Genomic DNA, 25360 nt, shown 5'->3' on the forward strand with positions numbered 1-25360 from the left:
GCTTGTCCTTTCAGGTAAACGCTGTGATCGCTGGTCAATGACGCGTCGGGCAGATAAAGTGAAATCACATTAATTTTTAGAATGGATCAGAAATTCTGATGGGTATCAGCCTGCGGCAGTTGCGCTATTTCCTGGCACTGGTCGAGACCGGGCATTTCGGCCACGCGGCCGATCGTGTTCACGTCACCCAGCCCGCCCTGTCGATGCAGATCCGGGAGCTGGAGGCCGCCCTGGGCGCGGTGCTGGTGGAGCGGATGCCGCGCGGCATTGCCCTGACCCCCGCCGGACGCGAGGCCGAACAGCGCGCCCGCCGCATCATCGCCGAGATTACCGAACTGTCCGCCACCGCCCGGCGTGGCGGGCTGGCGGGGCGGCTGAATCTGGGGATTATCCCGACGGTCGCGCCCTATCTGCTGCCTGCCGCGCTGCCCGATCTGCGCGCCGCAGACATCACCCGTGACCTGCGCCTGCACGAGGCCCCGACCGACCGCCTGCTGGGGGAACTGGCCGGGGGCCGGCTGGACGCCGTGGTCATCGCCACGCCCGCGCCCGACGACGCGGTCGAGGCGCCGCTGCTTTGCGACCGCTTCCTGCTGGCCGGCAGTCCGGCGCGGCTGGCCGGGCTGGCCGACCCGTTGCCGCGCCCGGATGGCCTTGACCCCGACCAGTTGCTTTTGCTGGACGAAGGCCACTGCCTTGGCGATCAGGCGCTGGCGGTGTGTGGCCTGTCGCGCGGGGTGTCGCGGCTGGATCTGGGGGCGGCCTCGCTGTCGACGCTGTGCCGTCTGGCGGGGCAGGGGATGGGCCTGACCTTTCTGCCGGAACTGGCGGCGGCGCAGGAACTGGCCGCCGCGCCGGGTCTGGCCGCGCGCCGCTTTGCCACGCCCCAACCCGCGCGCGAATTGCGGCTGGTGCGCCGCGCCAGCACCGACCCGGCGGGGTGGTTCGACGATCTGGCGGCGCGTCTGGCGTCGGCGGGGCAGCGCCTGTGCGATGGGGCCGATGCCGCCATCGGGGGGTGAAGGTCGCGTCACGACATGGGGGCCGAAGACGCGGGGCATGAAAAAACCGGCGCCGTGACGCGCCGGTTCCCGAAGGGGGCTTTTCTGCTTGCGGGTGTCTGGCGGCCGTTCTCAGATGGCCGTTCTCAGATGGCCGTTCTTAGATGGCCAGCGGTCATACGGTTCGGCCCGCGATCAGGCGTTTTGCAACGCCTCGACGATGGGGCCGAAATCGGCGGCTTTCAGGCTGGCACCGCCAACCAGCGCGCCATCGACATTTGCGACGGCAAAAATTTCGGTCGCGTTGCCGGGCTTGACGCTGCCGCCATAGAGCAGCCGGAATTGCGCGCCGTCGCGAAAGCGGGCGACCAGCTTGTCGCGCATCAGGGCGTGGACCTCGGCGATCTGTTCCAGCGTCGGGGTGCGGCCGGTGCCGATGGCCCAGACCGGTTCATAGGCGATGACGGTGTTTTCCTCGGTCGCGCAGTCGGGGACCGACCCGGCCAGTTGCGCCGCGATCACGTCCAGTGTTTCGTTGCTGTCGCGCTGTGCCTCGGTCTCGCCAACGCAGATGATGGTTTTCAGCCCGGCCTGATGCGCGGCCACGGCCTTGGCGGCCACGCCCGTATCGGTTTCGCCATGATCGGCACGGCGTTCGGAATGGCCAAGAATGACGTAATCCGCCCCGGCATCACGCAATTGCGCGGCGGAAATGTCGCCGGTATGCGCGCCGCTGTCTTTGGCGTGGCAATCCTGCCCGCCAATCGCCACCGGGGTGCCCGCGACTTTGGCCGTCAGCGGATAGATCAGCGTCGCGGGCGGACAGATCAGCACCTCGCATCCCGGTTCGGGATGGGCCTTGGCCAAAGCCTCGACCTCGGCCAGCGCGGCCAGCGTTCCGTTCATTTTCCAGTTGCCAGCGGCCAGTTTGCGCGGTGCCATCTTATCCCCCGTTTGCGTGAATTGCCGCGCAAGGATTAGGCCGCAGCGGCCATGGGATCAAGATGTCAGGTCCGGCGCGTCGGTTTTTGCGCGCGATCCGGCCAGTGGTTCGAACCGCACCGATTCGCCGCAGCCGCAGGATTCGGTGACATTGGGGTTGTTGAACCGAAACCCCGATTCCAGCACCCCGCTGTGATAGTCGATCTGGGTGCCAAACAGGAACATCTGCGCGGTCGGCGCAATCAGCACCCGTGCGTCGCCCTGTTCGACGACCTCTTCCGCGGGGTTGGCGTCCTGCGCCATCTCCATCGTGTATTCCATCCCGGCGCAGCCGCCTTTTTTCAGCCCGATGCGCAGGCCGAACGCCCCGCCCTTTGCCATCAGGCGGGCGATCTGGGCCTCGGCGGCGGGGGTGATGGTCACAGGCGATTTGCCGGGGATCGAGAACATGGGTTTTCCTTTCGCGCGTCCCCCCAAGATAGGGATCGCGTCCGGGTCGGTTCAACCCCGCAGCCCCGGACGGACACGGGGGTCAGGCGCCGGCCCGCATCGGCCCGCGCACAGGGCGTTACATGAATCCCAGTTCCAGCCGGGCCTCGTCGGACATCATGTCCATGCCCCATTGCGGCTCGAAGGTCATTTCGACATCGACCTGTTTGACACCGGGCAGGGGTTCAATGGCATCGGCCACCCAGCCCGGCATCTCGCCGGCGACGGGACAGCCGGGGGCGGTCAGGGTCATGATCACCCGCACCGCGTTTTCGGCGTCGATCTGGATGGTATAGATCAGCCCAAGGTCAAAGATATTGACCGGGATCTCGGGGTCGTAAACAGTTTTGCACGCCTCGACGATGCTGTCATAAAGCGGGTGATCGGTGGTCGAGGGCCGGATCAGCGGCTCGCCTTCTTTCAGCGGTTCGGAACTCATCAGCCTGTCCTTGCAAAATCTTAGCGTTTATATAGGGCGCGTCGGTCAGCGCGTCCACCCGTCGCGGCGATTGCGCCGCCGCGTCCCGCGCGTTATGTCCCCGCGATCCCGCACAGCACCCGAGACCCCAGATGACCCAGCGTTTCAGCTTTTCCGTCCATGGCCGCGATGGCCGCGCCCGCACCGGGGTGATCCACACCCCGCGCGGCGAAATCCGCACGCCGGCCTTCATGCCGGTGGGCACGGCGGCGACGGTCAAGGCGATGCTGCCGGAATCGGTGCGCGCCACCGGGGCCGATATCCTGCTGGGCAACACCTATCACCTGATGCTGCGTCCGGGCGCAGAACGGGTGGCGCGGCTGGGTGGGTTGCATCAGTTCATGAACTGGCAACGCCCGATCCTGACCGATTCCGGCGGGTTTCAGGTCATGTCGCTGGCCGGGCTGCGCAAACTGACCGAGGACGGCGTGACCTTTTCCAGCCATATCGACGGCTCGCGCCACTTGCTGTCGCCCGAAACCAGCATGGAAATCCAGCGCCTGCTGGGGTCCGACATCGTGATGGCCTTTGATGAATGCCCCGCGCTGCCCGCGACCGAGGACGAGGTCGCCCGTTCCATGCGGCTGTCGATGCGCTGGGCACAGCGGTCGCGCGACGCCTTTGGCGACCGCCCCGGCCATGCGCTGTTCGGCATCATGCAGGGCGGCGTCACCCGCGAACTGCGCGAGGAAAGCGCACAGGCGCTGCGCAGCATCGGCTTTGACGGTTATGCCATCGGCGGGCTGGCCGTGGGCGAGGGGCAAGAGGCAATGTTCGGCGTCCTTGACTATGCCCCCGGTTTCCTGCCCGAGGACAAGCCGCGTTACCTGATGGGCGTTGGCAAACCCGACGACATTGTCGGCGCGGTGCAGCGCGGGGTCGATATGATGGATTGCGTGCTGCCCTCGCGGTCGGGGCGCACAGGGCAGGCCTGGACCCGGCGCGGTCAGGTTAATATCAAGAACGCCCGCCATGCCGACGACCCGCGCCCGCTGGACGAACACTGCACCTGCCCGGCCTGCACCGGTTACAGCCGCGCCTATCTGCACCATGTTTTCCGCGCCGGCGAAATGATCAGCGGGATGCTGCTGACCTGGCACAACCTGCATTATTTTCAGGAATTGATGCAGGGAATGCGCGACGCGATCGCCGCCGGGCGACTGGACGATTTCGTCGCGGATTTCCACGCGCAGCGCGCGCAGGGCGATATCGCGCCGATCTGATGTGACAGCGAAAGGGGGCGCTCGCGCCCCCTCTGACCCGTGCCGGGCCATTCACCCCCTGAAGGTATTTGGGACAGAAGCGAGGGGTTTCTTCGTTGTCCAAATACCCCTGCGCACTGGTTTCCCCCAGATCAGATTCCGTCGCCGACAAAGGCCTTTTCGACCACGAATTCCTTGGGGTCGCTGTTGGCGCCCTCGCGCAGGCCATAGCCTTCCAGCACCGCCTTGACGTCGATGTTGAAGGCCAGGCTGCCACAGATCATGGCGCGGTCCTCGGCGGGGTTCATTTCGGGCAGGCCCAGATCGGTGAAGACCTTGCCGCTGGCCAGATTGTCGGTGATCCGGCCCATGCGCGGCGATTCCTCGCGCGTGGTGGTGGGGTAATACAGCAGGCGCTTGTCGAAATTGGCGCCGAACATTTCGGTCAGCAGGGGGTCGTCATGCAGGTTTTTCACCAGTTCGCGACCGTAATCCAGTTCGGCCTTGTGTCGGCAGGTATGCATCATGATGACCTGATCGAAGCGTTCATAGCTGTCGGGGTCGCGCATCAGGCTGGCGAAGGGTGCGATGCCGGTGCCGGTGGCCAGAAACCACAGCCGCTTGCCCGGCAGCAGCGCGTCCAGCACCAGCGTGCCGACCGGCTTGGGGCGCAGGATGATCTGATCGCCTTCCTTGATGTGCTGCAACCGCGAGGTCAGCGGCCCGTCCGGCACCTTGATGGAATAGAATTCCAGCTCGTCATCCCAGGACGGGCTGGCAATGGAATAGGCCCGCAGGATCGGTTTGCCGTTATCGTCCGGCAGGCCGATCATCACGAATTCCCCCGAGCGAAAGCGCAGGCTGGCCGGACGGGTCACGCGAAAGGAAAACAGCCGGTCGGTCCAGTGCCTGACAGCGGTGACGGTCTGTGCGTCGGGCAGGGTGGGCTTGGGCTTCGGGGCGGTCTCGGTCACGGCAAGATCCAGTGTCATATTGCGGTTCCTGAAAGTATTTAGGCGAATTTCGCGGCGGGCGCAAAGCCTGCATATCGCGGTGCGTCGATTGGTCTTGGCCGTGGGTGTAAGGCGGTTTGGCCGCACTGGCCAAGGGGGGCTGTGTCAGAAGGGAAAAATATCCCCCCCATGGGCGGCTGCGTAAGGGCTGTGTTCTGGCAGGTGGCCGGGTGACGATGGCGGCTATCCCTGCTGCGGGCGCCGCGCCGCCGTGACGGTGGCGTGTAGTGGTGGCGCGGGCAAGGAAACGGGTTTTGCCCGTCCGGGCGCGGTGCTAGGTTGCGCGCATCTGGCGACGAAAGGACGGCCCATGGCAGACACGATCATCTGGCATAACCCGAAATGCAGCACCTCGCGCACCGTGCTGGGGCTGATCCGCAATGCGGGCGTGGAACCGCAGATCCGCGATTATCTGGCCGCCCCGCCAACCACTGTCGAGATCGCCGCTGCCCTGCGCGCGACCGGCCTGCGCCCGCGCGGCCTGATCCGCGCCAAGGGCGATCTTTATGCCGAACTGGGGCTGGACGCCCCCGACCTCAGCGACGAAGCGCTGATCGCGGCCATGGCCGCGCATCCGGCGCTGATCGAACGCCCGCTGGTCTTTACCCCCAAGGGGGCGGCACTGGGGCGTCCGCCGCTGGCGGTGCTGGATCTGCTGCCGCCACAGCGCGGGCCGTTCCGGTCCGAACGCGGGGTCCAACTGGTCGGTGATGACGGCCAGCCGGTGGCGCGCTGATGGCGCTGCGCGCGCTGCCCGACCCCGATAACCTGCCGGCGCTGGACCGGTCGCGCCTGCCGTCGGGGGTGGCGGATGGGCTGGGACCACAAGACCGGCCACCGCGCTTTCTGATCCTTTATGGTTCCCTGCGCGCGATGTCCTGTTCGCGCCTGATCGCGGAAGAGGCCGCGCGTCTGCTGCGGCTGTTCGGGGCCGATCTGCGCATCTTCGACCCCACCACGCTGCCCCATCCCGACGGCCACCCCGAGGACCACCCCGAGGTTCAGCAATTGCGCGATCTGGCGGTCTGGTCGGATGGCATGGTCTGGTCCAGCCCGGAATGGCACGGCCAGATGTCGGGCCTGCTGAAAACCCAGCTGGACCACATTCCGCTGGAAATCGGCCCGGTCCGGCCAACGCAGGGGCGCACGCTGGCGCTGATGCAGGTCTGTGGCGGGGCGCAAAGTTTCAACGCGCTGAACGGAATGCGCATTCTGGGCCGCTGGCTGCGGATGCTGGCCATCCCCAATCAGGTTTCGGTGCCGCGCGCATGGCAGGAATTCGACGCACAGGGGCGGATGCGCCCCTCGGCCACCTATGACCGCCTGGTTGACGTGATGGAGGAACTGTATCGCACCACCGTCCTGACCCGTCCGCATCGCGACCGGCTGGCCGATCGCTATTCCGAGCGTGAGGGCGGCGATCGCGGCTAAGGCTGCGGGTTTCTTCGTTGCAACAAATACCCCGCGGGGGTGCGGGGGTGCGACACCCCCGCAGCGGCGGTCTGGTTCAGCGCAGGACGGGTGGGGCGCCGCGCGGTGTGTCGCGTGTCTCGACCCCCATGCGCAGGCCGGTGCCGATGCGATGGGCCAGCGACGACCAGGCGGCGGCGGTTTCGGGCGGCAGGGCACGGCGCAGGGTTTCGTCAAACAGCATCAGCCATTGCGGAAAATGATCGGCGCGCACATCGCCGGCCTGATGGTGGGAACGCATCGGATTGCCGTCATAGCCGCGCTGATACAGGATCGCGTTGCGCCAGAAAGCGGCGATTTTGGCCTCGTGTGCGGGCCAGTCGGTGACGTGATGGGCGAAAACCGGGCCAAGCACCTCGTGCCGGCGGATCGCGGCGTAAAACACCGTGACCACGCGGTCGATCTGTTCGGGGGTGATGTCAAAGCGGGGCGGAATGGTCATGCACCGGATCTGCCCGCCGCCGGGCGCGAATGCAAGCGGGGCGCTTTGACGCAGCCGGGGCGCGGTGCTATGGCGCGCGGGCCGGTCGCAGCCTTACCCGGTTTGACAAAACAAGGACCCGAAGATGAGCCATTATACCGACCACCTGACCCAGCTGGGGCAGGAGACCACGCTGCCGCAATCGCCCGAACAGGCGGTGCTGGAACGCGTCCCCAACCCTCAGGCCGGTCAGCGTTATGTCGTGCGCTTTACCCAGCCCGAATTCACCAGCCTGTGCCCGATGACCGGACAGCCCGATTTCGCGCATCTGGTGATCGACTATGTCCCCGGCGACTGGCTGGTGGAATCGAAATCGCTGAAGCTGTTTCTGGGCAGTTTCCGCAACCACGGTGCCTTTCACGAGGATTGCACCATCACCATTGGCCGCCGTCTGGCCGACCTGCTGGACCCGCAATGGCTGCGCATCGGGGGGTATTGGTATCCGCGCGGCGGGATGCCCATCGACGTGTTCTGGCAGACGGGCGATCTGCCTGCCGGGGTCTGGCTGCCCGATCAGGGGGTGCCGAGCTATCGCGGGCGCGGTTAAGGCGGAATGGCCCCGCGATTGCGGCGGTGAAAATGCACGGCCCGCTTGCGGCGGCAGGGCGGCATTCCTATAGAGGGCGGCATGAGATTTCTGGCGTTCGGCATACGAATTACCGGCCCGGCGGCGTAAGCGTTTACGCCGTCGGGATTTTCGTTGCCGTCTGACCAAAGGATACAGCCATGAGCCAAACCCCCGATTACCGCGACACCGTTTTCCTGCCGCAAACCGATTTTCCCATGCGCGCGGGCCTGCCCACGCGCGAGCCTGAATGGCTGGCACGCTGGGAACGCATCGGCATCTATGACCGGCTGCGCGCCAGCGCCGGTGACCGCAAGCCGTTTATCCTGCATGACGGCCCGCCCTATGCGAATGGCCATCTGCATATCGGTCACGCGCTGAACAAGACGATCAAGGATTTCATCACCCGCAGCCATCAGATGATGGGCTTTGACGCGCGCTATGTGCCGGGCTGGGATTGTCACGGTCTGCCGATCGAATGGAAGATCGAGGAACAATACCGCGCCAAGGGGCAGGACAAGGACGCGGTGGATGTGGTCGAATTTCGCCAGCAATGCCGTGCCTTTGCCGATGAATGGGTGGGCATCCAGCGCGATGAATTCAAGCGTCTGGGCATCACCGGCAAGTGGGATGACCCTTACCTGACGATGAATTTCCATGCCGAGGCGGTGATCGCGGCGGAATTCATGAAGCTGCTGATGAATGGCAGCCTGTATCAGGGGTCCAAGCCGGTGATGTGGTCGCCGGTCGAAAAGACCGCGCTGGCTGAGGCCGAGGTCGAATATCACGACCACACCAGCCATCAGGTCTGGGTGCGGTTCGCGGTTCAGGATTTGGGTATTTTCGCAACAGAGAAGCCCGTCAGCGTGGTCATCTGGACCACCACCCCCTGGACCATTCCGCAAAACCGCGCCGTCGCTTTTGGGCCGGATATGGCCTATGGCCTGTATCGCGTGGACGAGGTGGCCGAGGGCGCACAGGCCAAGCCCGGCGAATTGCTGCTGTTGGGCGATGCGCTGGCCGAGGGCGTGCTGCAATCGGCCAGGGTGACTGCCCACACGCGGCTGCGTGGCGTCAGCGCGGATGAACTGGCCGGTCTGGTGCTGGCCCATCCCTATCGCGGGGTCGAGGGTGGCGAGGGCGAATGGGATTACGACGTGCCGCTGCTGCCCGGCGATCATGTCACCGACGATGCCGGCACGGGCTTTGTGCACACCGCCCCCAGCCATGGTGATGATGACTATCAGCTGGGGCTGAAATTCGGCCTGCCGATGACCTATAATGTCGAACCAGACGGCAGCTATCGCCCCGATCTGCCGCTGTTTGGCGGGCAGGCGATCATCCTGCCCGATGGCAAGGAAGGTCCGGCCAATGTCAGCAATATCAAACAACTGGCATGGGCGGGCGCGTTGCTGGCCAAGGGCAAGATGAAGCACAGCTATCCCCACAGTTGGCGGTCCAAGGCGCCGCTGATCTATCGCAATACGCCGCAATGGTTCGCCGCCATCGACCGCAAGCTGGATGATGACATGGGCGAATATGGCGACAGCATCCGCGCCCGCGCGCTGACCAGCATCGACCAGCTGGTGAACTGGACGCCGCAATCGGGCCGCAACCGCATTCATTCCATGGTCGAAAACCGCCCGGACTGGGTGTTGTCGCGCCAGCGCGCCTGGGGTGTGCCGCTGACCTGCTTTGTCAAAAAGGGTGCCAAGCCCGATGCGCCCGACTTCCTGTTGCGCGACCCGGTCGTGAACCAGCGCATCACCGACGCGTTCGAGGCCGAGGGCGCCGATATCTGGTATCGCCCCTGCTTCAAGGAACAGGTGCTGGATGGCATCGTGAACCCGGATGATTACGACCAGATCACTGATGTTCTGGATGTCTGGTTCGACAGCGGCAGCACCCATGCCTTCGTGCTGCGCGACCGCGCCGATGGCAGCCCGGACGGTATTGCCGATGTCTATCTGGAGGGCACCGACCAGCATCGCGGCTGGTTCCAGTCCTCGCTGTTGCAGGCCTGTGCGACCAAGGGCCGCGCGCCCTATCGCAACGTGGTGACGCATGGCTTCACGCTGGACCAGAACGGCATGAAGATGTCGAAATCGCTGGGCAACACCATCCTGCCCGCCGAGGTGGTCGACCAATATGGCGCCGACATTTTGCGGCTGTGGGTGGCGCAGACCGATTACACCGCCGATCAGCGCATCGGGCCCGAGATTTTGAAAGGCGCGGCCGACAGCTATCGCCGGTTGCGCAACACCATGCGGTTCATGCTGGGCAACCTGTCGGCCTTTGACGATGCGGCCCGCGTCGCCCCGCAGGATATGCCGGAACTGGAACGCTGGGTGCTGCACCGGCTGGCGCAGCTGGATGACACCGTGCGTCAGGGCTATGCCCGGTTCGATTTCCAGGGCGTGTTCCAGTCGCTGTTCCAGTTCGCGACCGGCGATCTGTCGGCCTTTTATTTCGACATTCGCAAGGATGCGCTGTATTGCGACGGGCCGGACAGCCTGCGCCGCCGTGCCGCGCTGACGGTGCTGGACCTGCTGTTCCACCGGCTGGTGACATGGATCGCGCCGATCCTGCCCTTCACCGCCGAGGATATCTGGCTGGCGCGCTTCCCGTCCGGGGATGACAGCGTTCACCTGCATGATTTCCCCGCCACCCCCGCTGATTGGCGCGACGATGCGCTGGCGGCGAAATGGGATGGCCTGCGCCGCGCCCGCCGCGTGGTGACCGCCGCGCTGGAACAAAAGCGCGCCGACAAGACCATTGGCGCCAGCCTCGAGGCTGCGCCGGTTGTCCATGTCGAGGATGCGGACCTGCTGGCGGCGCTGAAATCGGTGGATTTCGCGGATGTCTGCATCACCAGCGCGCTGTCGCTGACCGCCGATCCGGCCCCGCAAGAGGCATTCCGCATGGGCGATATTCCCGGCATCGGCGTGGTGTTCGAAAAGGCCGAGGGCGCGAAATGCCAGCGCTGCTGGAAGATCCTGCCCGATGTCGGCAATCACCGTCACCCCGGCACCTGCGCGCGCTGCGACAGCGTTCTGGGCTGACCGCCAGCGCCGCCCGCCCGGCACCTTTGGTGCGGGCACGGCTGGGTGGTCTGGGGATTTGACCGGGGGCGGCTTACGGGCCGCCCTTTGTCATGTCCGGGTGCGGGGGTGTCCGGTCAGGCCAGCCACCAGCCGGCGGCCTTGATCCGCTTGCGGATCGCGGCCTCGCGCAGGGGCAGGGGGGCGCCGGCGAAAAGCGGCCGGATCTTGTCGCGGCCCTTGCCCTGATAGATCAGCTTTTTCGCCGGCTCCCAGTCCCGCAGCAGCTTTTTGACCGGGTTGGGCGCGACGGCGCTTTCCAGCGCGTCGATACTGGCATCGGGTGCGGTGGCGTAAAGCAGCGGCAGCTTGCGGTAATGGCAGCTGACATCGCCATCCAGCCCGTCCAGTTCCGGGCCGGGGCGACCGCCGCCAAGGCTGTGAATGACCAGCGGCAGGGTGATCTGGTCCAGCCACGGGAACAGTTCCTGCGCGGCCAGCGCGTCGCCCGGATCGTCGCGGATCGCCCGCGCCCAATCGGCCAGCCGCTGTCCGAACAGCACCGGGTCGGCACCAAAGAACCAGCCCGCGTTGAAATACAGATAGCGTTCCCAATGCTCGTCCGGCTGGGTCAGGTCCAGCGAGCTGTCGAAATCCAGCCCGAACCGGTCATAAAGCGACTTCCAGATCCCGGCATAGCCCGGCCCGTAAAGCGGCGGCTGCGGCCATGTCCCTTCGCGCCGCATCGAGGCCGCCGGGCGGGCAAAGTCGAACGCCACCCGGTCCAGCGGCCCGGTGATGACGGTGTCGGTGTCAAAGAACACGAAGGGCTCGCCGGTGGGCAACAGCGACAGCGCCTCGATCTTGTTGCCATGCGGATAGGCGGCCCCGAAATGGCGACAGACCAGCGGCTGAACCTGCGCGCCCATGGCGGTCAGCCGGTCGCGGATGGGGGCGGGGATCAGGGTGTCATGCCCGTGCCAGCGGTCCTGTGGCTGGACCTCGGCCACGATCAGCCGTCCGGCAAAGCCCGGCGCATGGGCGCGCAGCGATGCGGTAAAGATCAGCGCCTCATAGGCCAGCCGCCCGGCCTGTGCCACGATCACGATGTTGAAGGGCCGCGGCGATGCGGGCTTGGTGGGTTTGGGTTTGGGCGGTTGTGGCTTGGTTGGTTTGGCGGGCTTGGGTTTCGCCGCCTGCGGCTTGGCAGGTTCGGGTTTGGATGGCTTGGCCGGTTTGGATGGCTTGGGTTGTGCCGGTCCCGCCTTTGCCGTCTTGGGTGCCCTGGATTTGGGGGCAGGGGGACTGTCCGTGCCGCCTGATATGTGTACGGGCTTGGGCGTGACAGGTTTGGCGGCGATGTGGTCCGCCGCGTCCGCCCTTGGCTTTCGGGACGCGTCGGGTTTGGCCCTGGTGGCGGATGCCTTGTCGGTTTTGGGCTTGGTCGCTTTGGGCTGCGCCGCGTTCGATTGGCCCGCTTTGGGCTTGGCGGGTGCGGGGTCCGGGCTGGCCGGTATGCCCCCGGCCTGCTTGCGGGCGCGCGCGGCGGTGCTGCCGGCCTTGGCGGCGGCTTTGCGTCCGGGTTTGGGCGTGGGTTTGGTGGCCATTCAGATCTTCTCGCTGGTGAACATCCGGCCACGGCGTGACCGGCATGGTCATAGCCGATATGTCTGGCCCTGCCTAGCCTGACACAAGCCGCCCTGCGGTCCGGCGCCGATGGCGCGGTGTCTGCGCCGGACGGGGGGCACAACTGACAGGCCGGTCGCGCCATGCGCGCCGGTCAGGCAGGTCAGGGACAGGCGCGCGGGTTACAGAACGCGCGGGAATTCGATCTTGGGGCAGCGGTCCTGCACCACCGCCATGCCCTTGTCGCGGGCCTTCCGGGCGGCGGCTTCGTTGATGACGCCAAGCTGCATCCAGACGGTTTTCAACCCCGGTAAATGCGCCAGCGCCTGATCGACGATGGGTTCGACGGCCTCGGGGCGGCGAAAGATATCGACCATGTCGACGGCAATGTCATCCGGGATTGCCGCCAGATCGGCATAGACGGTTTCCCCCAGAATCTGTTCCCCGGCATGGGCCGGATTGACGGGAATGACCCGATAGCCCCGCGATTGCAGATAACGCGCAACCCCCCAGCTGGGGCGTTCCTCGCGCGGGGACAGGCCCACCACGGCGATGACATGGGTGTTGCGGGCGATGTCCAGATCCGTCATCGGCGTTCCTTTCCTGCGGCGCCCGTGCATGGGTGCGTCGCGCGCAACCTGACATAGAAAAAGCGCCCGGTCCAGAATGGCCGGGCGCAAGTCGCGGAACGAGGGACAGTGATCCGAACATGACCGTTCCGTGGCCATGTTCTATGTGTTAACTGGGTAACACCCTTTCGGGTTTCAAGGCCCTCGCGTTTTTGTGACTGAAATGCCATCGGTGGGCTGGATTGCAGGGCCGGCGTGGCCGGCGTGGCCGGCTGCGGCGGCGGTCAGGCAGGGCGGTTAATGCGGCATGTCCAGCCAGACCTCGCGCGCGCGCATCAGGATGTGGCGGGGGTCTTTCAACAGCCGCTGCTGCGCCGCATCGGAGCGGGTCAGATAGATGCGCTGGCCGATCACCACGGCAAAGCGCGGATCGCCGGGTTCGCTGCGCCCCTCGGACAGGGCGACGACACAAAGGCCATCCAGACCAGGGGCAAAGGCGCGGGGATTGCCTTCAAAGATCAGGCGGTTTTCCTCGGTCGCGAAATGCCAGATCTGGCCATGCCAATGTGTGCTGAGGTCGGGCAGCCCCATTTGCGGGTCGCCGTCACGGGTGGCCACCGGGTCCATCCCCTCCAGCCCCCAGGGGTCGGCATGGCCGGGCAGGCCGGTCGCACCGAGGCAACAGGCCATGACCAGCCCCATCAGCCGGGGCGGGATGCGGGGGATGGCAAGCGGGCGGGAATGCGGCAGGGGCATGGGCAGGCAGATCCGGCAGCAGGGAAACGGGGGCGCGACAGGCAGAATCGCGGCAGGGCGGGCTGCCGTAATCTGTCGCCCCGCCGGGTGTGGTTCAACAGGGCTGCGGCGGTTCTGTCGCTAATGTGAAGCCTGACGCAAGGTCACATGCCGCGCAGGGGCTGTCCGGTCCCCCCCCCCCCCTTCTGCGACCGCACCGGGCAGGGGGCGTCGGCCCGGCGCCGTCAGCCGCGCCGGGTCACGGCATACAGCGCGACGGCCGCCGCGTTCGACACGTTCAGCGACCCGAAATCGGCGGCAAAGGGAATGCGGGCCAGATAATCACAGGTTTCGCGGGTCTTGTCGCGCAGGCCCGGCCCCTCGGCCCCCAGCACCAGACAGACCGGGCGCGTGCCCAGATCGTCCAGCAGGGTGGGCAGGTCGTGCGGGGCCTCGCCATCCAGACCGATGCAGACAAAGCCCGCGTTTTTCAGCCGCTCCAGCGCATCGGCCAGATTGGTTACCCGCAGATAGGGCTGGCGTTCCAGCGCGCCGCTGGCGGTCTTGGCCAGCGCCCCCGATTCGGGTGCGGCGTGGCGATTCGTGCCGATCACCGCGCGGGCGCCGAACACCTCGGCCGAGCGCAGGATGGCGCCGACATTATGCGGGTCGCTGACCCGGTCCAGCGCCACCACCAGCGGCCCGCCCGGCGCGGTGATGATGTCGTCGATGCTGCCCCAGCGCAGCGGCCTGACCTCAAGCGCGGCGCCCTGATGCACCGATTCGGCGGCCAGCGGCACATATTTGTCAAAGCTGCGGGCATCCACGATCTGCGGCGTCAGGTCGTCCGGCAGTGGTCCCAGCCGGTCGGCGGCATTGCGCGTCAGCACCAGTTGCAGCCGCTCGCGCCGGGGGTTGGACAGGGCGTCGCGCACCGCGTGCAGCCCGAACAGCCACACCGTTTCCGCCGCCGCGGCGCGTTTGGCGCGTTCCTTTTCGATGACCCAGGTCGGTTTCCTGGCCTTGCCGCCCTTGGGCGCATCGGGGGCGGGGGCGCCACCGGGGCGGTCAGTCTGGGGTTTGCGGGGGGCGGGCATGGGGTTTCCTTTCGCGATCCGGCCCCCTGTTTGGCCTTTGCGGCCCGGCAAGGCAAGGATTCGCGGAAAACCCGCTTGACGCCCCCTGTTGCTGCGGGTAATCACCCCCCCACGCCAAGGCGCTTGGCGGGCGACGTGCTGCAAGGTGCGGCAGCGGACTGTAACTCCGCCGGGGAGACCCATGCCTGGTTCGATTCCAGGGTCGCCCACCATTTCTTCCGAAAATAAAACGATATCAACAAAGTGGTGGTTTGCGCCGGGTGGCGTGGCTAGCTTTCCCCGCCCTGCGACAGGCTGCATCACCCGGACTGGTCCGGCAGGCTTGGCGCGGTGCCGGTCCATGCCTGTGCCTGCGGTGGCGACAGGCGCAGCTGGTCGGTGGCGCGGGCGGCGATCTGGTCGATGATGGCCTGCACGCTGTCCGGGCGCAGGTAAAAGGCCGGGGCGGGGGGCATGACCACCGCGCCCATCCGGGTCACGGCGGTCATATTGTCCAGATGCGCCAGCGTCAGCGGTGTTTCGCGCGCCAGCAGGACCAGCGGGCGGCGTTCCTTTAACTGCACCCCGGCGGCGCGGGTCAGCAGGTTGTCGTCCAGCCCATGGGCAATGGCCGCCAGACTGCGCATCGAACAGGGCGCGACCACCATCCCCGCCACCGGCGCCGACCCCGAGGCGATGCGCGCCCCCAGATCGCGGATGTCGTGGCGACAGGCGGCCAGCGCGGTCAGTTCGGCCTCGGCATCCGGGCCGACCTCTTCGGTCAGGGTGCGCCGTGCCATGTCGGACAGCACCAGTTCCACCACCGCCCCGGCGGCGGTCAGGTGGCGCGCGACGGACAGCGCCAGCGCCGCGCCGGATGCGCCCGACACCCCCAGCACCACATGCGGCGTCATCGGCCCATCCCCCCTGTTGCGCCCACCCCGATCCGCGCCAGCAGATCGGCGGCAAAATCGCGGTCAGCCGGGTCCAGCGCCATGACCCGGCCCCAGTCGCGGGTGGTTTCGGGGCCGGTCTTGGTGGTGGCGTCGATGCCCATCTTGCCGGCCAGCCCCTCGGCCGGCGAGGCGAAATCAAGGTAATCCATCGGTGTTTTGTCCAGCATCATCACGTCGCGCGCCGGGTCCATCCGCGTGGCCAGCGCCCATGCGATGTCATCCCAGTTGCGCGGGTCGATATCGGCATCGACCACCACCACCAGCTTGGTATAGCAAAACTGCGTCAGCATCCCCCACAGCGCCATCATCACCCGCCGCGCCTGACCGGGATAGCGTTTGTCGATGGCCACCACCGCCATGCGATAACTGCAGGCGGCAGGCGGCAGCCACAGGTCGCGGATCTCGGGGATCTGCTGGCGGATCAGGGGCAGGGTCAGGGTGTTGAACACCTCACCGATCACCGCCGGTTCATCGGGCGGGCGGCCTGTGGCGGTCGACAAATACAGCGCGTCGCGGCGGTGGCTGACCGCGCTGACCCGCATCACCGGGAATGGCTCGGCCGCGTTGTAATAGCCGGTGTGATCGCCAAACGGACCCTCGGGGGCCATGTCGCCGGGATGGACCCAGCCCTCGATCACCGCCTCGGCGCGGGCGGGGATCATCAGCGGCACGGTGCGGGCCGGGGTCAGCTCGGTGCGCGCGCCGCGCAGGACGCCGGAAAAGCTGACCTCGGACAGGTTTTCGGGCAGCGGCATCGCGGCGGCCAGCAGGGTCGCCGGGTCGGCCCCCAGCACCACCGCCACCGGCATCGGCTGGCCGCGCCGCATCCAGTCGCGGTAATGCGCCGCGCCGCCGCGATGGGCCAGCCAGCGCAGGATCAGCCGGTCCGGCCCCAGCACCTGTGCCCGATACACCCCCAGATTATAGCCCCCGATGTCATCCGCCGCCCCGCCGGCGGGCCGGGTGACGACAACCGGCCAGGTGATCAGCGGCCCGGCATCGCCCGGCCATGGCGTCTGGACGGGCAGGGCGGTCAGGTCGGGCGGGGCCTCGACCTCGGCCACCGGGGCGCGGCGCAGAATGCGCGGGCGGGTGGCCATGGCGGCGCGCAGCATCGGCCAGCGTGACAATGCGTCGCGCATCCCGTCAACCGGCGCGGGGCTGCGCAGCGCCGCCAGAAACGCGCCGAAACCGGCCACCTGATCCAGCCGCAGTCCCAGCCCCGCCGCCACCCGGTCCGGGGTTGCAAACAGGTTGGTCACCACCGGCATGGCCGCCCCCCGACCCGAGGCCAGAATCGGCCTATCGAATTGAAGAACCGGGCCTTTCGCCTGCAAAGCGGCCAGTTGCACCGCCGTCATCCGGTGGCGGACCGGCACCGGTTCCGCGATATGGCGCAGCTGATCCTGACCGCTGCACCATGTCAGGAAGGCGCGCAGATCGGGAAAGGGGGGCAGGGTTCGCATTCATTATGTCCTTGATATGTCTGCATGATCTTTGCCTGTGGCGGGGCGTCGCAACTTGATTTCCATCAAGATGCGACATTGCGTGCCGGGCCTAGGGTCGGGCGCGCATCCAAGGAAAGGCCCCGCCCATGTCACCCCACACCCCGCCGCCCGATCACGCGGCCCCACATGCCCTGCCGTTACCCCGCGCCCCGCGTCTGGCCAGCGCGCTGATGCGCCCGCTGCCGTTGCGGCCCCTGTCGCTGGCGCTGACCCGGCTGACCCGGCTTTTGTCCGACCGCCACCCGGCCATGTTGCGCCGCATGGGCGAATATGCCGGGCGCCGCTTTCTGCTGGACCCGGTGGATCTGCCCTTCGTGCTGTTGCTGGAACCGGCTTTGGCGCGGGTGACGGCCTGTCGCCGGGTGCCGGACCATGATGTGCGCATCACCGGGCCGCTGTCGGGGTTTCTGGCGATGGTTCATGCCGAACAGGATGGCGATGCGCTGTTTTTCATGCGCGAGGTGACGGTCGCGGGCGATACCGCCGCCGCGCTGGCCCTGCGCAATGCCGTGGACGATGCCGAACTGGACCTGTCGGGCGACATTGCCGCGCTGGGTGGCCGGGCCGGGCCGGTGCTGACCCGCGCCATAACCTGGGCCGAGCGTCTGACCGGGCTGACCCTGCATCGCCACGAGGCCGGGGGATATGCCCCATGATGGAACTGGTCTGCCCCGCGGGCACCCCCGCCGCGCTGCGTGCCGCCGTCAAGGCCGGGGCGCATTCGGTCTATTGCGGTTTTGCCGATGAAACCAATGCGCGCAATTTTCCGGGCCTGAACTTTTCGCGTCAGGAACTGGCCGATGGGGTGGCGTTTGCCCATCAGCACGGTGCCAGGGTGCTGGTCGCGATCAACACTTTCCCCCGCGCCGGGGCCGAAGGCGCATGGCACCGCGCCGTGGCCGATGCCGAAACCGCCGGGGCCGATGCGGTGATTCTGGCCGATCTGGGACTGCTGGCCCATACCGCCGAACATCACCCCGGCCTGCGCCGCCATCTGTCGGTTCAGGCCGCCGCCGCCAACCCGGATGCGATCAATTTCTATGCCGAAACCTTTGGCGTGCGCCGGGTCGTCCTGCCCCGCGTCCTGACCGTGGCCGAAATCACCGCCATCAACCGCGAAATCGACACCGAAACCGAGGTTTTCGTCTTTGGCGGTCTGTGCGTCATGGCCGAGGGGCGTTGTGCGCTGTCTTCTTACGCGACGGGGCGGTCGCCCAATATGAACGGGGTCTGTTCGCCCGCCAGCCATGTCGTCTATGCCGAGGAAGGCGATGAACTGGCCGCGCGGCTGGGGGGCTTTACCATCCACCGCACGCCGCGCGACATGCCCGCGCCTTACCCGACGCTGTGCAAGGGCTGCTTTGCCTCGGGCGATCAGGTCGGGCATGTGTTCGAAGACCCGGTCAGTCTGGACGCCACGCATCTGATCCCGGCGCTGGCCAAAGCTGGCGTCACCGCGCTGAAGATCGAGGGGCGGCAGCGTTCGCGCGCTTATGTGGCCGAGGTGGTGCGCGCCTTCCGCGCCGCGGTCGAGGCGCAGGATGCAGGCCAGCCCTTGCCCGCCGCCACGCTGGCCCGCCTGACCGAGGGGCAGGCCGCCACCACCGGCGCCTATGCCAAGACATGGAGGTAAGCCAATGGATCTGACCATCGGGCCGAATGCGTTTTTCTGGAAGGCCGACACCGTGCGCGATTTCTATGCTGCGCTGGGTGATGCGCCGGTGGCGCGGGTTGTGATCGGGGAATGGGTGTGTTCCAAGCGACTGCCTTTCTGGCAGGCCGAAATCCCCGCCGCGATCGAGGCGTTGCAGGCCGGGGGCAAACAGGTGGCGGTGACCTCGCTGGCGCTGATCACGCTGCGGCGGGAACGCAGGCTGACCGCCGATCTGGCCGATCTGGGCCTGCCGGTCGAGGTCAACGACCTGACCGCGCTGGCCCATATCCCCGCCGGTCAGCCGTTCTGGGTGGGACCGATGGTGAATGTCTATAACGAGGGCACGCTGCGGTTTCTGGCCCGGCGCGGCGCCACGCGCATCTGCCTGCCGCCCGAGCTGACGCTGGAATCGGTCGCCGCGCTGGTGCAGGCCGGGCACGAGGCCGGTGTCGCGGTCGAGGTCTGGGGACATGGCCGGTTGCCGCTGGCGATCTCGGGGCGGTGCTATCACGCGCGGCTGCATGACCGGGCCAAGGATAACTGCCAGTTCATCTGCGAGGCCGACCCCGATGGCCGCGATGTGCAGACGCTGGATGGTCAGCCGTTTCTGGCGGTGAACGGGGTGCAGACCCTCAGCCAGTCCACCGCCAGCATGGCCTTGCAGGCCGATGCGCTGGCGGCGGTGGGTGTCGATGCGCTGCGCCTGTCGCCGCAAAGCGGCGATTTCGCCGGGATCTGCCGCGATTACGCGGCGCTGCTGGCGGGCCGGATGGACGGCGCGACGCTGGCGGCCCGGCTGGCCGGGCAGGTGCCGGGCGGGCGGCTGTCCGATGGCTTTCTGCGCGGCCCGGCGGGCGCCGACTGGTCGGGCAGCGCGGCCTGACCGGCACGGGCACGGGCACGGGCACTGGAACGGGCGCGGGCTGGGGCAGCGCAGGGGTCAGGCGAATTTGCGCCGCGCCGCGATGATGGATGCCGGTTCGGGCAGATCTGCGGGGGTATGGGCGTCTGCCACCCCGGCCCCCAGCGCCGTGACCACCGGCACCACCCCGGCCCAGATCGGCAGGGCGTGGTCGGCGCTGTCATCGGCGGGCGGGCCGCTGCGGGTCTTGGCGCTGGCCTGTTCGATGTCCAGCGCGACCACGCCGGTGGCCTTGCGTTCCTGCGCGGTCATGGGCCGCAAACCGGCGCTGCGCCCCGGCAACAGGTGGTCGGTAATGGCGATCAGGGCGCGGTCGGCTTCGGGGTCTGTCACCTGCCGCGCGGTGCCGTGAACCACGACGGAACGGTAATTGACCGAATGGTGAAACCCCGACCGTGCCGCGACAATGCCGGTCAGCTGGGTCACGGTCAGGCACAGCGGCACGCCATCCAGCCGCGCGATGCGCGCCTTTGACGCCCCGTGCAGATACAGCACGCCCCCGATCCGGGCATAGGCCATGGGGATGACCATTGGCCGGTCCCCGGCAATAAATCCGACATGGCCGACAAGGCCGGTGTCCAGAATATCCTCGATCAGGGTGGGGTCGGTGCTGGCGCGTCTGGGCTGGCGCGGCGTGGCGTATTTGGGTGGCATGGCGCTTTCCTTGTTGCTGTCACCCCCCGGATGCCGGCAAAACAGGATTGAAGAAATATCCGGTTTTGCCCGAAATGATCAGACCAGTTGCCCTTTCCGCCCCGACCCGCATTCGGGGCGCGGGCCGATGCCGGTGCAGATCTATCACGATCTGCTGGCGGCTGTCCGGGGCGGGCGGCTGGCGCATGGCGCGGTGCTGCCCGGCAGTCGTGCGGCGGCGCTGGGGCTGGGGGTGTCGCGGGCGACGATCAACACCGCCTATGACATGTTGCGGGCCGAAGGCGTGCTACAGGTCCGCGCTGGCGCCGCCCCCCGCATCTGCGCCCCTGCGACCGCCCCCTTGCGGCCCGCCACGGGCGAATGCACAGCGCCGGACGCCTTGCCCATTGCCCTGTCGCCGCGTGGTCAGGTGATGGCCCACGATCCGCGCAATCCCGACCAAGGCGATACCGCCCCGCGCGCGCCCGGCCCCGCGCAAGGCCCCGCAATCATGGCCCCCGGCCAGCCGGATGAAGCGCTGTTTCCGCGCGCCGAATGGGCGCTGGCGCTGCGTCAGGTGGCGCGGCGGCTGTATGGCGGGGCGGCGGCCTATGACGGGCTGGACGGGTTGCCCGCGCTGCGTGCCGTGCTGGCCGACCGGCTGGCGGCGGATCGGGGGCTGCGGGTCGATGCCGATCAGGTGCTGATCACACCGGGGACGCGGGCCTCGCTGGTGCTGTTGGCGCAGGCGCTGACCCAGCCCGGCGATCTGGCCGCGATCGAGAACCCCGGCTATCTGGGGGCGCGGACGGCCTTTGCCGGGGCCGGGTTGCGGCTGGCCGGGGTGGGGCTGGACGCGCAGGGCCTGTGCGTCGATGCGGTGCCGGGGGATGCGCGGCTGATCTATGTCACGCCGTCGAACCAGTATCCGCTGGGGCTGCGCATGTCGCTGGCGCGGCGGCTGGCGCTGCTGGACCATGCCCGCCGCCATCAGGCGCTGGTGATCGAGGATGATTACGACAGCGAATTCCACTGGCGCGGGCGAGAGATCCCGGCCCTTGCCGCCCATGCCAGCGGGCCGGAACTGGCTTATCTGGGGTCGGCCTCGAAGGTGCTGATGCCGGGGTTGCGGCTGGGATGGCTGGTGGTGCCGCGCGGCCTTGCGGCGCCGCTGCGGGCGGTGCAGCGCAATCTGGGGCTGTTTGCCAATCTTCATGCGCAGGCGGCGTTGGCGGCGATGATGCAATCGGGCCGCTATCGCACCCATCTGGGCCGGATTGCGCGCAGCTATGCCTCGCGGGGGCAGGCCCTGGCCGAGGCCTTGGCCGATCTGCCCGGCATCCGCGTGACACCGCCGGCGGGCGGGGTGCAACTGGCGCTGCATCTGACCCGCCCCGGCTGGGGCCACGAGGCCGAGGCCGCACTGGCCGCCCGCCTGCACCGCGCCGGCTTTGCGCCGCGACGGCTGTCGGCCCATACGCTGTCCCCGCCGCAGCAGGGGGGCATATACGGCCTGTTGGTGGGCTTTGCCGATGCCACGCCAGCGCGTATCACAGGGTTTTGCGGGGCGCTGGCAAAGGCGCTGGCTGAGGGGGGTTATTCCGGTTGTGACGAGGGCGTCGCCGGGTCGGTGCCGGCACCTGCAGCATCGGGGGCGGGCTGATCGAAAATACGCTTGACCCGCGAAACGCCAACCTGTTTGCGCAGCCCCCCATAGCCCTGTCGCGACAGGCCGACCTCTTTCAGGATGATCCAGCTGCGATAATGCACCGTGTAGATCTTTTGCCCTTCGGGCAAGGGCTTGCCACGCAGAGACCCGCCAAGAATGAAATGCTGCTCTTCGGGCAGTTCATTCCATGCCAGCCCTGCGCGGGTTATGGCGATTGGCAGGCTCATCTGGTCCAGATAGGGGCGCTTCTTGTCCAGATCGGGGATGGCGTCAATGCGCCGTGCGGTGTCGTACCAGACCTGCGCAAAGCTGTCGCCCTGCGCGGTGCGGTGCTGTTCGGGAAACAGGACAAAGCCCGAACTGAAGTAAGGCACGACATCGCGGCGGCGATCGCGCTTTTCAGGAACCGGCATGTCGAATGCACCATACAGCCGCGGCCAGATCTCTTGCCCGGTCCACAGCATTGACGCCGCTGGCGAGGCGCTGACATGCCCCGCCCGCACCAGGTTTTCGACCGTATTGTCGCGGATCATCAGCACGTCCGAATCCACGAAACCGGAAAAATCGGTATCGCGCGGTTCCAGACAGGCCAGAATCTTGTTGCCATGCGGATAGGCCGGGTCGAATTTTCCCGCGGCATCAAAGAACCGCACCTCGCAATCCATCCGGCGCAGGGTCTCGACCGCGGCCGGGGCCAGCTCGGCGCGGCGATGCTCGGGGCAATAGCCCACCAGCCTGACCGACCGTGGCAGATGGTTGCGGATGGACGCCGCCAGATAACAGGCCAGATACTGATACGAAGGTGGCTCGACGATGAAGAACAGGGTCAGCGAAGGGGTCATCAGCTTGTCACCGGTTGTTGAAAGGCTGGAATGGCGGCAGACCTTTGCAAAAGCGTTTCAGGCGAATTCCATCGGTTCGGCCCCATGTGTAAAGCGTCAGCACGGAAAAAACCAGAAAGGAAATCCGGGCTTTGTGCTGAACACCCGCTGTCGTGATACCATCACGGACTGGGGCACAGGTCATTCGTGCCGGATAATCTGCTGGCACAGGCGGTCTGCCTCGGGCACGCCCCTGATCTCGACGATCGACAACCCGGCGCGCAGGCGGATGGTGCCGTTGCCGCGGTCCTCAATCACCGGGGGGACGGGCCAGCCCGACAGGTCATAGACCTGGCCGCCGGACCATTGGGTGATGATCGTCAGTCCGCCATAGGCAATGGTGAAATGCACATCTCCTGACCCCGGTGTGATGTGATTGATACCGGTGCCGACGAAAAGCTGGTCGTCGCCATGGCCCAGAACCACAAGGTTGCGACCGGGTCCGGTGTGGATCTCGGACGCGCCATCGCCGTCATGGATGGTGTCATTGCCATGTCCGCCATAGATCCTGTTTGACCCGCCCATGCCATGAATCAGGTCGTTGCCTGTGCCGCCATCCAGGGTGTCATTGCCCGGCCCCCCGGACAGCGTATCGTTGCCAGCCCCGCCATAGAAGCGGTGCCAGTTCTTGCTGCGGGATGCACGGGCGATCAGGTGATCATTTCCGGCGCCGCCGTGAAAGGTGGCATCGCCATATTTCGGACCCAACATGACATCGTCGCCATCCGACCCGGAGACGGCGATGGTCACCCGTTCCGAAGTCTCGAAGTGAATTGGGCTGTCGGGATGGGCGACAATGCGCAGGGTCTTGTAAGGCCCGCCCGCGCCAGAGCCCTCCTTGCGGGTCACGACCGTGGCGATGCGGATCTTTTCGACATTGGCGGGGCAATGCAGGACGTAATCATCCGGCCCTGCCATATACCACAGCGTGTCAGTGCCGCCGTCGCGGTCCTCGCGGATCTTTTCGGCATCGCTGCCATAGGCCCAGTATTCGTTATCGCCCGCGCCGCCCGCCATGATGACGCTGCCATCGACGGCCATCATCGCATTGACCCCGTCGGCAGGGTTTTCAAACCCCCGCAGGTCCAGCCCCAGATCCAGCGCCCCCCTGACCAGTTCGGCGCGCAGGAAATCCATCGGCGCGCTGTCGATCAGGTTCGTGGTCTCGCCGGGGTCGGTTTCGATGTCAAAGACGTTTTCCTCGCCATTGGGATAGCGGAAATAGCGCAGGTGGCGATACCCCTCGACCGAGGGGCGCACCGACAACGTGCCGAACACGCAGGTGATGGGCGATTTGCTGTCGTCATAGCGGCCCCATGCCGGGTCGATCAGCGGTAACAGGCTTTGGCCCGACACCCAGTCGGGCCGGGGCGGCAGACCGGCCAGCTGCATGATGGTCTTGGGCACATTATGCAGCGATACCGGCATGTCGACCTGTGTCCTGGGCTGGCCCTTGCGCCAGATCGCCAGCGGAATATGGGCGGCGCTGTCCCATTGGCTCATTTTGTGAAAGCTGTCGTGATTGCCCAGGTTAAAGCCGTTATCGGACAGGAAAATCACCGTGGTATTATCCGCCAGCGGCGAATTTTCCAGCGCGGTCATGAACCGCCCGATTTCGTGGTCGACATGGCTGATCGCGGCGAAATAGGCGCGCACCACTTGCCGCCATGCCTCGTCCCCCGACTTTTCCGGCGTCCAGCGGCCATTGGCGATATAGGCGGCCTCGTACACGGCGAAACCGGGTTGGGGGCCGTGGTAATCCTCTTCGGCGGCGATGGCCGGCCAGCGGATCTGGGCCGGGTCGTATTGCTGGTAAAACCGGTCCGGGCAGGCCAGGTTGTAATGCGGGTGCTTGAAGCCCAGCTGGATCAGGTGCCGGCGCGACGGATCGGCCCGGCCCAGAAAGTCGATGGCGTTCTGCGCCACCCAGTAATCATAGAACCTGTCATCCTGTTCGCCCTTGTCATCGGGGTGGTTCACGCCGCGAATGCCGGGACCGCGCCCCCCAAGATAGTCCTTGACCTTCTTGCGATCCGTGCTGTCGGCGCAAGGCGGGTTTTCATGGAACAGGATGCGGCGGTATTCCTCGGGCATGGGGCGATAGTTGGAATCGACCTTGCCGGTGGTGAAGGTGTAAAACCCCGCCCGCCGCAGGTCATAGGCCCAGGCCTTTTCCGGCGGCATGATGTCGCGCCAGAACCGGTTCAGGTCCACCAGCCCGGTGCGAAAGGGCGACAGCCCGGTCGCCAGCTCGGCCCGGCAGGGCGCGCACAGCGGCACCGTGGCATAGGCATTGGTGAACCGCGTTGCCTGTTCCATCATCCGGTCCAGATGCGGGGTCTGGATGCGCAGCCCGAACGCATCGCGCCAAGTGTTCACGTCGATCATGTCATCGACCCAGATCACACAGATATTGTCGCTGGCAATGGCGTCGGGCGTCAGTTTCATG

At 66.8% G+C, this 25360-nt stretch carries 24 protein-coding genes and 1 tRNA gene; 11 read left to right on the plus strand and 14 right to left on the minus strand.

Annotated elements, in window-relative coordinates:
- Positions 1-98: 98 nt before the first annotated feature.
- Positions 99-1022 (plus strand): LysR substrate-binding domain-containing protein, encoded by a 924-nt coding sequence (locus ACFXP9_RS01945; RefSeq protein WP_397205763.1) that lies wholly within the window; start codon positions 99-101, stop codon positions 1020-1022.
- Positions 1023-1196: 174 nt separating this feature from the next.
- On the opposite strand, the gene tpiA is transcribed toward ACFXP9_RS01945, so the two are convergent.
- The 3 genes from tpiA to ACFXP9_RS01960 form a co-directional block, all read right to left on the minus strand.
- Entirely contained in the window at positions 1197-1943 is a 747-nt protein-coding gene (tpiA, locus tag ACFXP9_RS01950) for a triose-phosphate isomerase (protein WP_397205761.1), read from the minus strand.
- A gap of 57 nt (positions 1944-2000) precedes the next feature.
- Positions 2001-2393: a HesB/IscA family protein gene (locus ACFXP9_RS01955; protein ID WP_397205759.1), complete on the minus strand. Its 393-nt coding sequence runs from the start codon at positions 2391-2393 to the stop codon at positions 2001-2003.
- A gap of 118 nt (positions 2394-2511) precedes the next feature.
- Positions 2512-2871 (minus strand): SUF system Fe-S cluster assembly protein, encoded by a 360-nt coding sequence (locus ACFXP9_RS01960; protein ID WP_397205757.1) that lies wholly within the window; start codon positions 2869-2871, stop codon positions 2512-2514.
- A gap of 131 nt (positions 2872-3002) precedes the next feature.
- Between ACFXP9_RS01960 and tgt the strand changes: the two genes are divergently transcribed.
- Positions 3003-4133, plus strand: a complete 1131-nt coding sequence (tgt, locus tag ACFXP9_RS01965; RefSeq protein ID WP_397209942.1) for a tRNA guanosine(34) transglycosylase Tgt — start codon at positions 3003-3005, stop codon at positions 4131-4133.
- A gap of 131 nt (positions 4134-4264) precedes the next feature.
- Here tgt and ACFXP9_RS01970 read toward each other — a convergent pair whose 3' ends face one another.
- Positions 4265-5104 (minus strand): ferredoxin--NADP reductase, encoded by an 840-nt coding sequence (locus ACFXP9_RS01970; RefSeq protein WP_397205753.1) that lies wholly within the window; start codon positions 5102-5104, stop codon positions 4265-4267.
- Between the two features lie 331 nt (positions 5105-5435).
- Between ACFXP9_RS01970 and arsC the strand changes: the two genes are divergently transcribed.
- Entirely contained in the window at positions 5436-5861 is a 426-nt protein-coding gene (gene arsC / locus ACFXP9_RS01975; RefSeq protein ID WP_397205751.1) for an arsenate reductase (glutaredoxin), read from the plus strand.
- A complete protein-coding gene (gene arsH / locus ACFXP9_RS01980; protein ID WP_397205749.1) occupies positions 5861-6556 on the plus strand; it encodes an arsenical resistance protein ArsH in 696 nt (231 codons plus the stop codon). The genes arsC and arsH overlap by 1 nt, the downstream gene beginning before the upstream one ends.
- 76 nt (positions 6557-6632) lie before the next feature.
- Here the strand turns inward: arsH and ACFXP9_RS01985 are convergent, their stop codons facing one another.
- Positions 6633-7037 (minus strand): group III truncated hemoglobin, encoded by a 405-nt coding sequence (locus ACFXP9_RS01985; protein WP_397205747.1) that lies wholly within the window; start codon positions 7035-7037, stop codon positions 6633-6635.
- 124 nt (positions 7038-7161) lie between these two features.
- On the opposite strand from ACFXP9_RS01985, the gene queF reads away from it, so the two are divergent.
- Together queF and ileS are read left to right on the plus strand one after the other, a co-directional pair.
- Positions 7162-7623 carry a preQ(1) synthase gene (queF, locus tag ACFXP9_RS01990; protein WP_397205745.1) on the plus strand — a complete coding sequence of 154 codons (462 nt, stop codon included), beginning with the start codon at positions 7162-7164 and terminating at the stop codon, positions 7621-7623.
- A 179-nt stretch (positions 7624-7802) separates the two neighbouring features.
- Positions 7803-10703, plus strand: coding sequence for an isoleucine--tRNA ligase (gene ileS / locus ACFXP9_RS01995; protein ID WP_397205743.1), 2901 nt, complete (start codon positions 7803-7805; stop codon positions 10701-10703).
- A gap of 116 nt (positions 10704-10819) precedes the next feature.
- Here the strand turns inward: ileS and ACFXP9_RS02000 are convergent, their stop codons facing one another.
- The 4 genes from ACFXP9_RS02000 to rlmB form a co-directional block, all read right to left on the minus strand.
- Positions 10820-12289, minus strand: a complete 1470-nt coding sequence (locus ACFXP9_RS02000) for a hypothetical protein (protein WP_397205741.1) — start codon at positions 12287-12289, stop codon at positions 10820-10822.
- A gap of 201 nt (positions 12290-12490) precedes the next feature.
- Positions 12491-12898: a CoA-binding protein gene (locus ACFXP9_RS02005; RefSeq protein ID WP_397209945.1), complete on the minus strand. Its 408-nt coding sequence runs from the start codon at positions 12896-12898 to the stop codon at positions 12491-12493.
- 276 nt (positions 12899-13174) lie between these two features.
- Complete coding sequence (locus ACFXP9_RS02010; RefSeq protein WP_397205737.1) at positions 13175-13633, minus strand: hypothetical protein; 459 nt, start codon at positions 13631-13633, stop codon at positions 13175-13177.
- 224 nt (positions 13634-13857) lie between these two features.
- Positions 13858-14709 (minus strand): 23S rRNA (guanosine(2251)-2'-O)-methyltransferase RlmB, encoded by an 852-nt coding sequence (gene rlmB / locus ACFXP9_RS02015; RefSeq protein ID WP_397205735.1) that lies wholly within the window; start codon positions 14707-14709, stop codon positions 13858-13860.
- A 128-nt stretch (positions 14710-14837) separates the two neighbouring features.
- On the opposite strand from rlmB, the gene ACFXP9_RS02020 reads away from it, so the two are divergent.
- A tRNA-Tyr gene (locus tag ACFXP9_RS02020) sits at positions 14838-14921 on the plus strand.
- A gap of 87 nt (positions 14922-15008) precedes the next feature.
- On the opposite strand, the gene ACFXP9_RS02025 is transcribed toward ACFXP9_RS02020, so the two are convergent.
- Together ACFXP9_RS02025 and ACFXP9_RS02030 are read right to left on the minus strand one after the other, a co-directional pair.
- Positions 15009-15602: a UbiX family flavin prenyltransferase gene (locus ACFXP9_RS02025; RefSeq protein ID WP_397205733.1), complete on the minus strand. Its 594-nt coding sequence runs from the start codon at positions 15600-15602 to the stop codon at positions 15009-15011.
- On the minus strand, positions 15599-17110 hold the full coding sequence (locus ACFXP9_RS02030) for a UbiD family decarboxylase (protein WP_397205731.1): 1512 nt from the start codon (positions 17108-17110) through the stop codon (positions 15599-15601). The genes ACFXP9_RS02025 and ACFXP9_RS02030 overlap by 4 nt, the downstream gene beginning before the upstream one ends.
- A 128-nt stretch (positions 17111-17238) precedes the next feature.
- Here ACFXP9_RS02030 and ubiT point away from each other — a divergent pair, with 128 nt between their 5' ends.
- Genes ubiT through ubiV form a run of 3 tightly spaced genes read left to right on the plus strand, consistent with a single transcriptional unit; the run spans position 17239 to position 19689 of the window.
- Positions 17239-17808, plus strand: coding sequence for a ubiquinone anaerobic biosynthesis accessory factor UbiT (gene ubiT / locus ACFXP9_RS02035; protein WP_397205729.1), 570 nt, complete (start codon positions 17239-17241; stop codon positions 17806-17808).
- Positions 17808-18785, plus strand: a complete 978-nt coding sequence (gene ubiU / locus ACFXP9_RS02040) for a ubiquinone anaerobic biosynthesis protein UbiU (RefSeq protein WP_397205805.1) — start codon at positions 17808-17810, stop codon at positions 18783-18785. The genes ubiT and ubiU overlap by 1 nt, the downstream gene beginning before the upstream one ends.
- A gap of 4 nt (positions 18786-18789) precedes the next feature.
- Positions 18790-19689, plus strand: coding sequence for a ubiquinone anaerobic biosynthesis protein UbiV (ubiV, locus tag ACFXP9_RS02045; protein ID WP_397205727.1), 900 nt, complete (start codon positions 18790-18792; stop codon positions 19687-19689).
- Positions 19690-19746: 57 nt separating this feature from the next.
- Here the strand turns inward: ubiV and ACFXP9_RS02050 are convergent, their stop codons facing one another.
- A complete protein-coding gene (locus ACFXP9_RS02050; protein ID WP_397205725.1) occupies positions 19747-20382 on the minus strand; it encodes a pyridoxamine 5'-phosphate oxidase family protein in 636 nt (211 codons plus the stop codon).
- A gap of 127 nt (positions 20383-20509) precedes the next feature.
- Between ACFXP9_RS02050 and ACFXP9_RS02055 the strand changes: the two genes are divergently transcribed.
- Entirely contained in the window at positions 20510-22024 is a 1515-nt protein-coding gene (locus ACFXP9_RS02055) for an aminotransferase-like domain-containing protein (RefSeq protein WP_397205723.1), read from the plus strand.
- Here the strand turns inward: ACFXP9_RS02055 and ACFXP9_RS02060 are convergent.
- Positions 21958-22872, minus strand: a complete 915-nt coding sequence (locus tag ACFXP9_RS02060; protein ID WP_397209947.1) for a hypothetical protein — start codon at positions 22870-22872, stop codon at positions 21958-21960. The two genes, ACFXP9_RS02055 and ACFXP9_RS02060, sit on opposite strands and share 67 nt — an antisense overlap.
- Before the next feature lie 180 nt (positions 22873-23052).
- Positions 23053-25359, minus strand: coding sequence for a sulfatase-like hydrolase/transferase (locus ACFXP9_RS02065; protein WP_397205719.1), 2307 nt, complete (start codon positions 25357-25359; stop codon positions 23053-23055).
- Between the last annotated feature and the right edge of the window lies 1 nt (position 25360).

The organism is Paracoccus jiaweipingae, assembly GCF_044335505.1.
GTDB lineage: Bacteria > Pseudomonadota > Alphaproteobacteria > Rhodobacterales > Rhodobacteraceae > Paracoccus.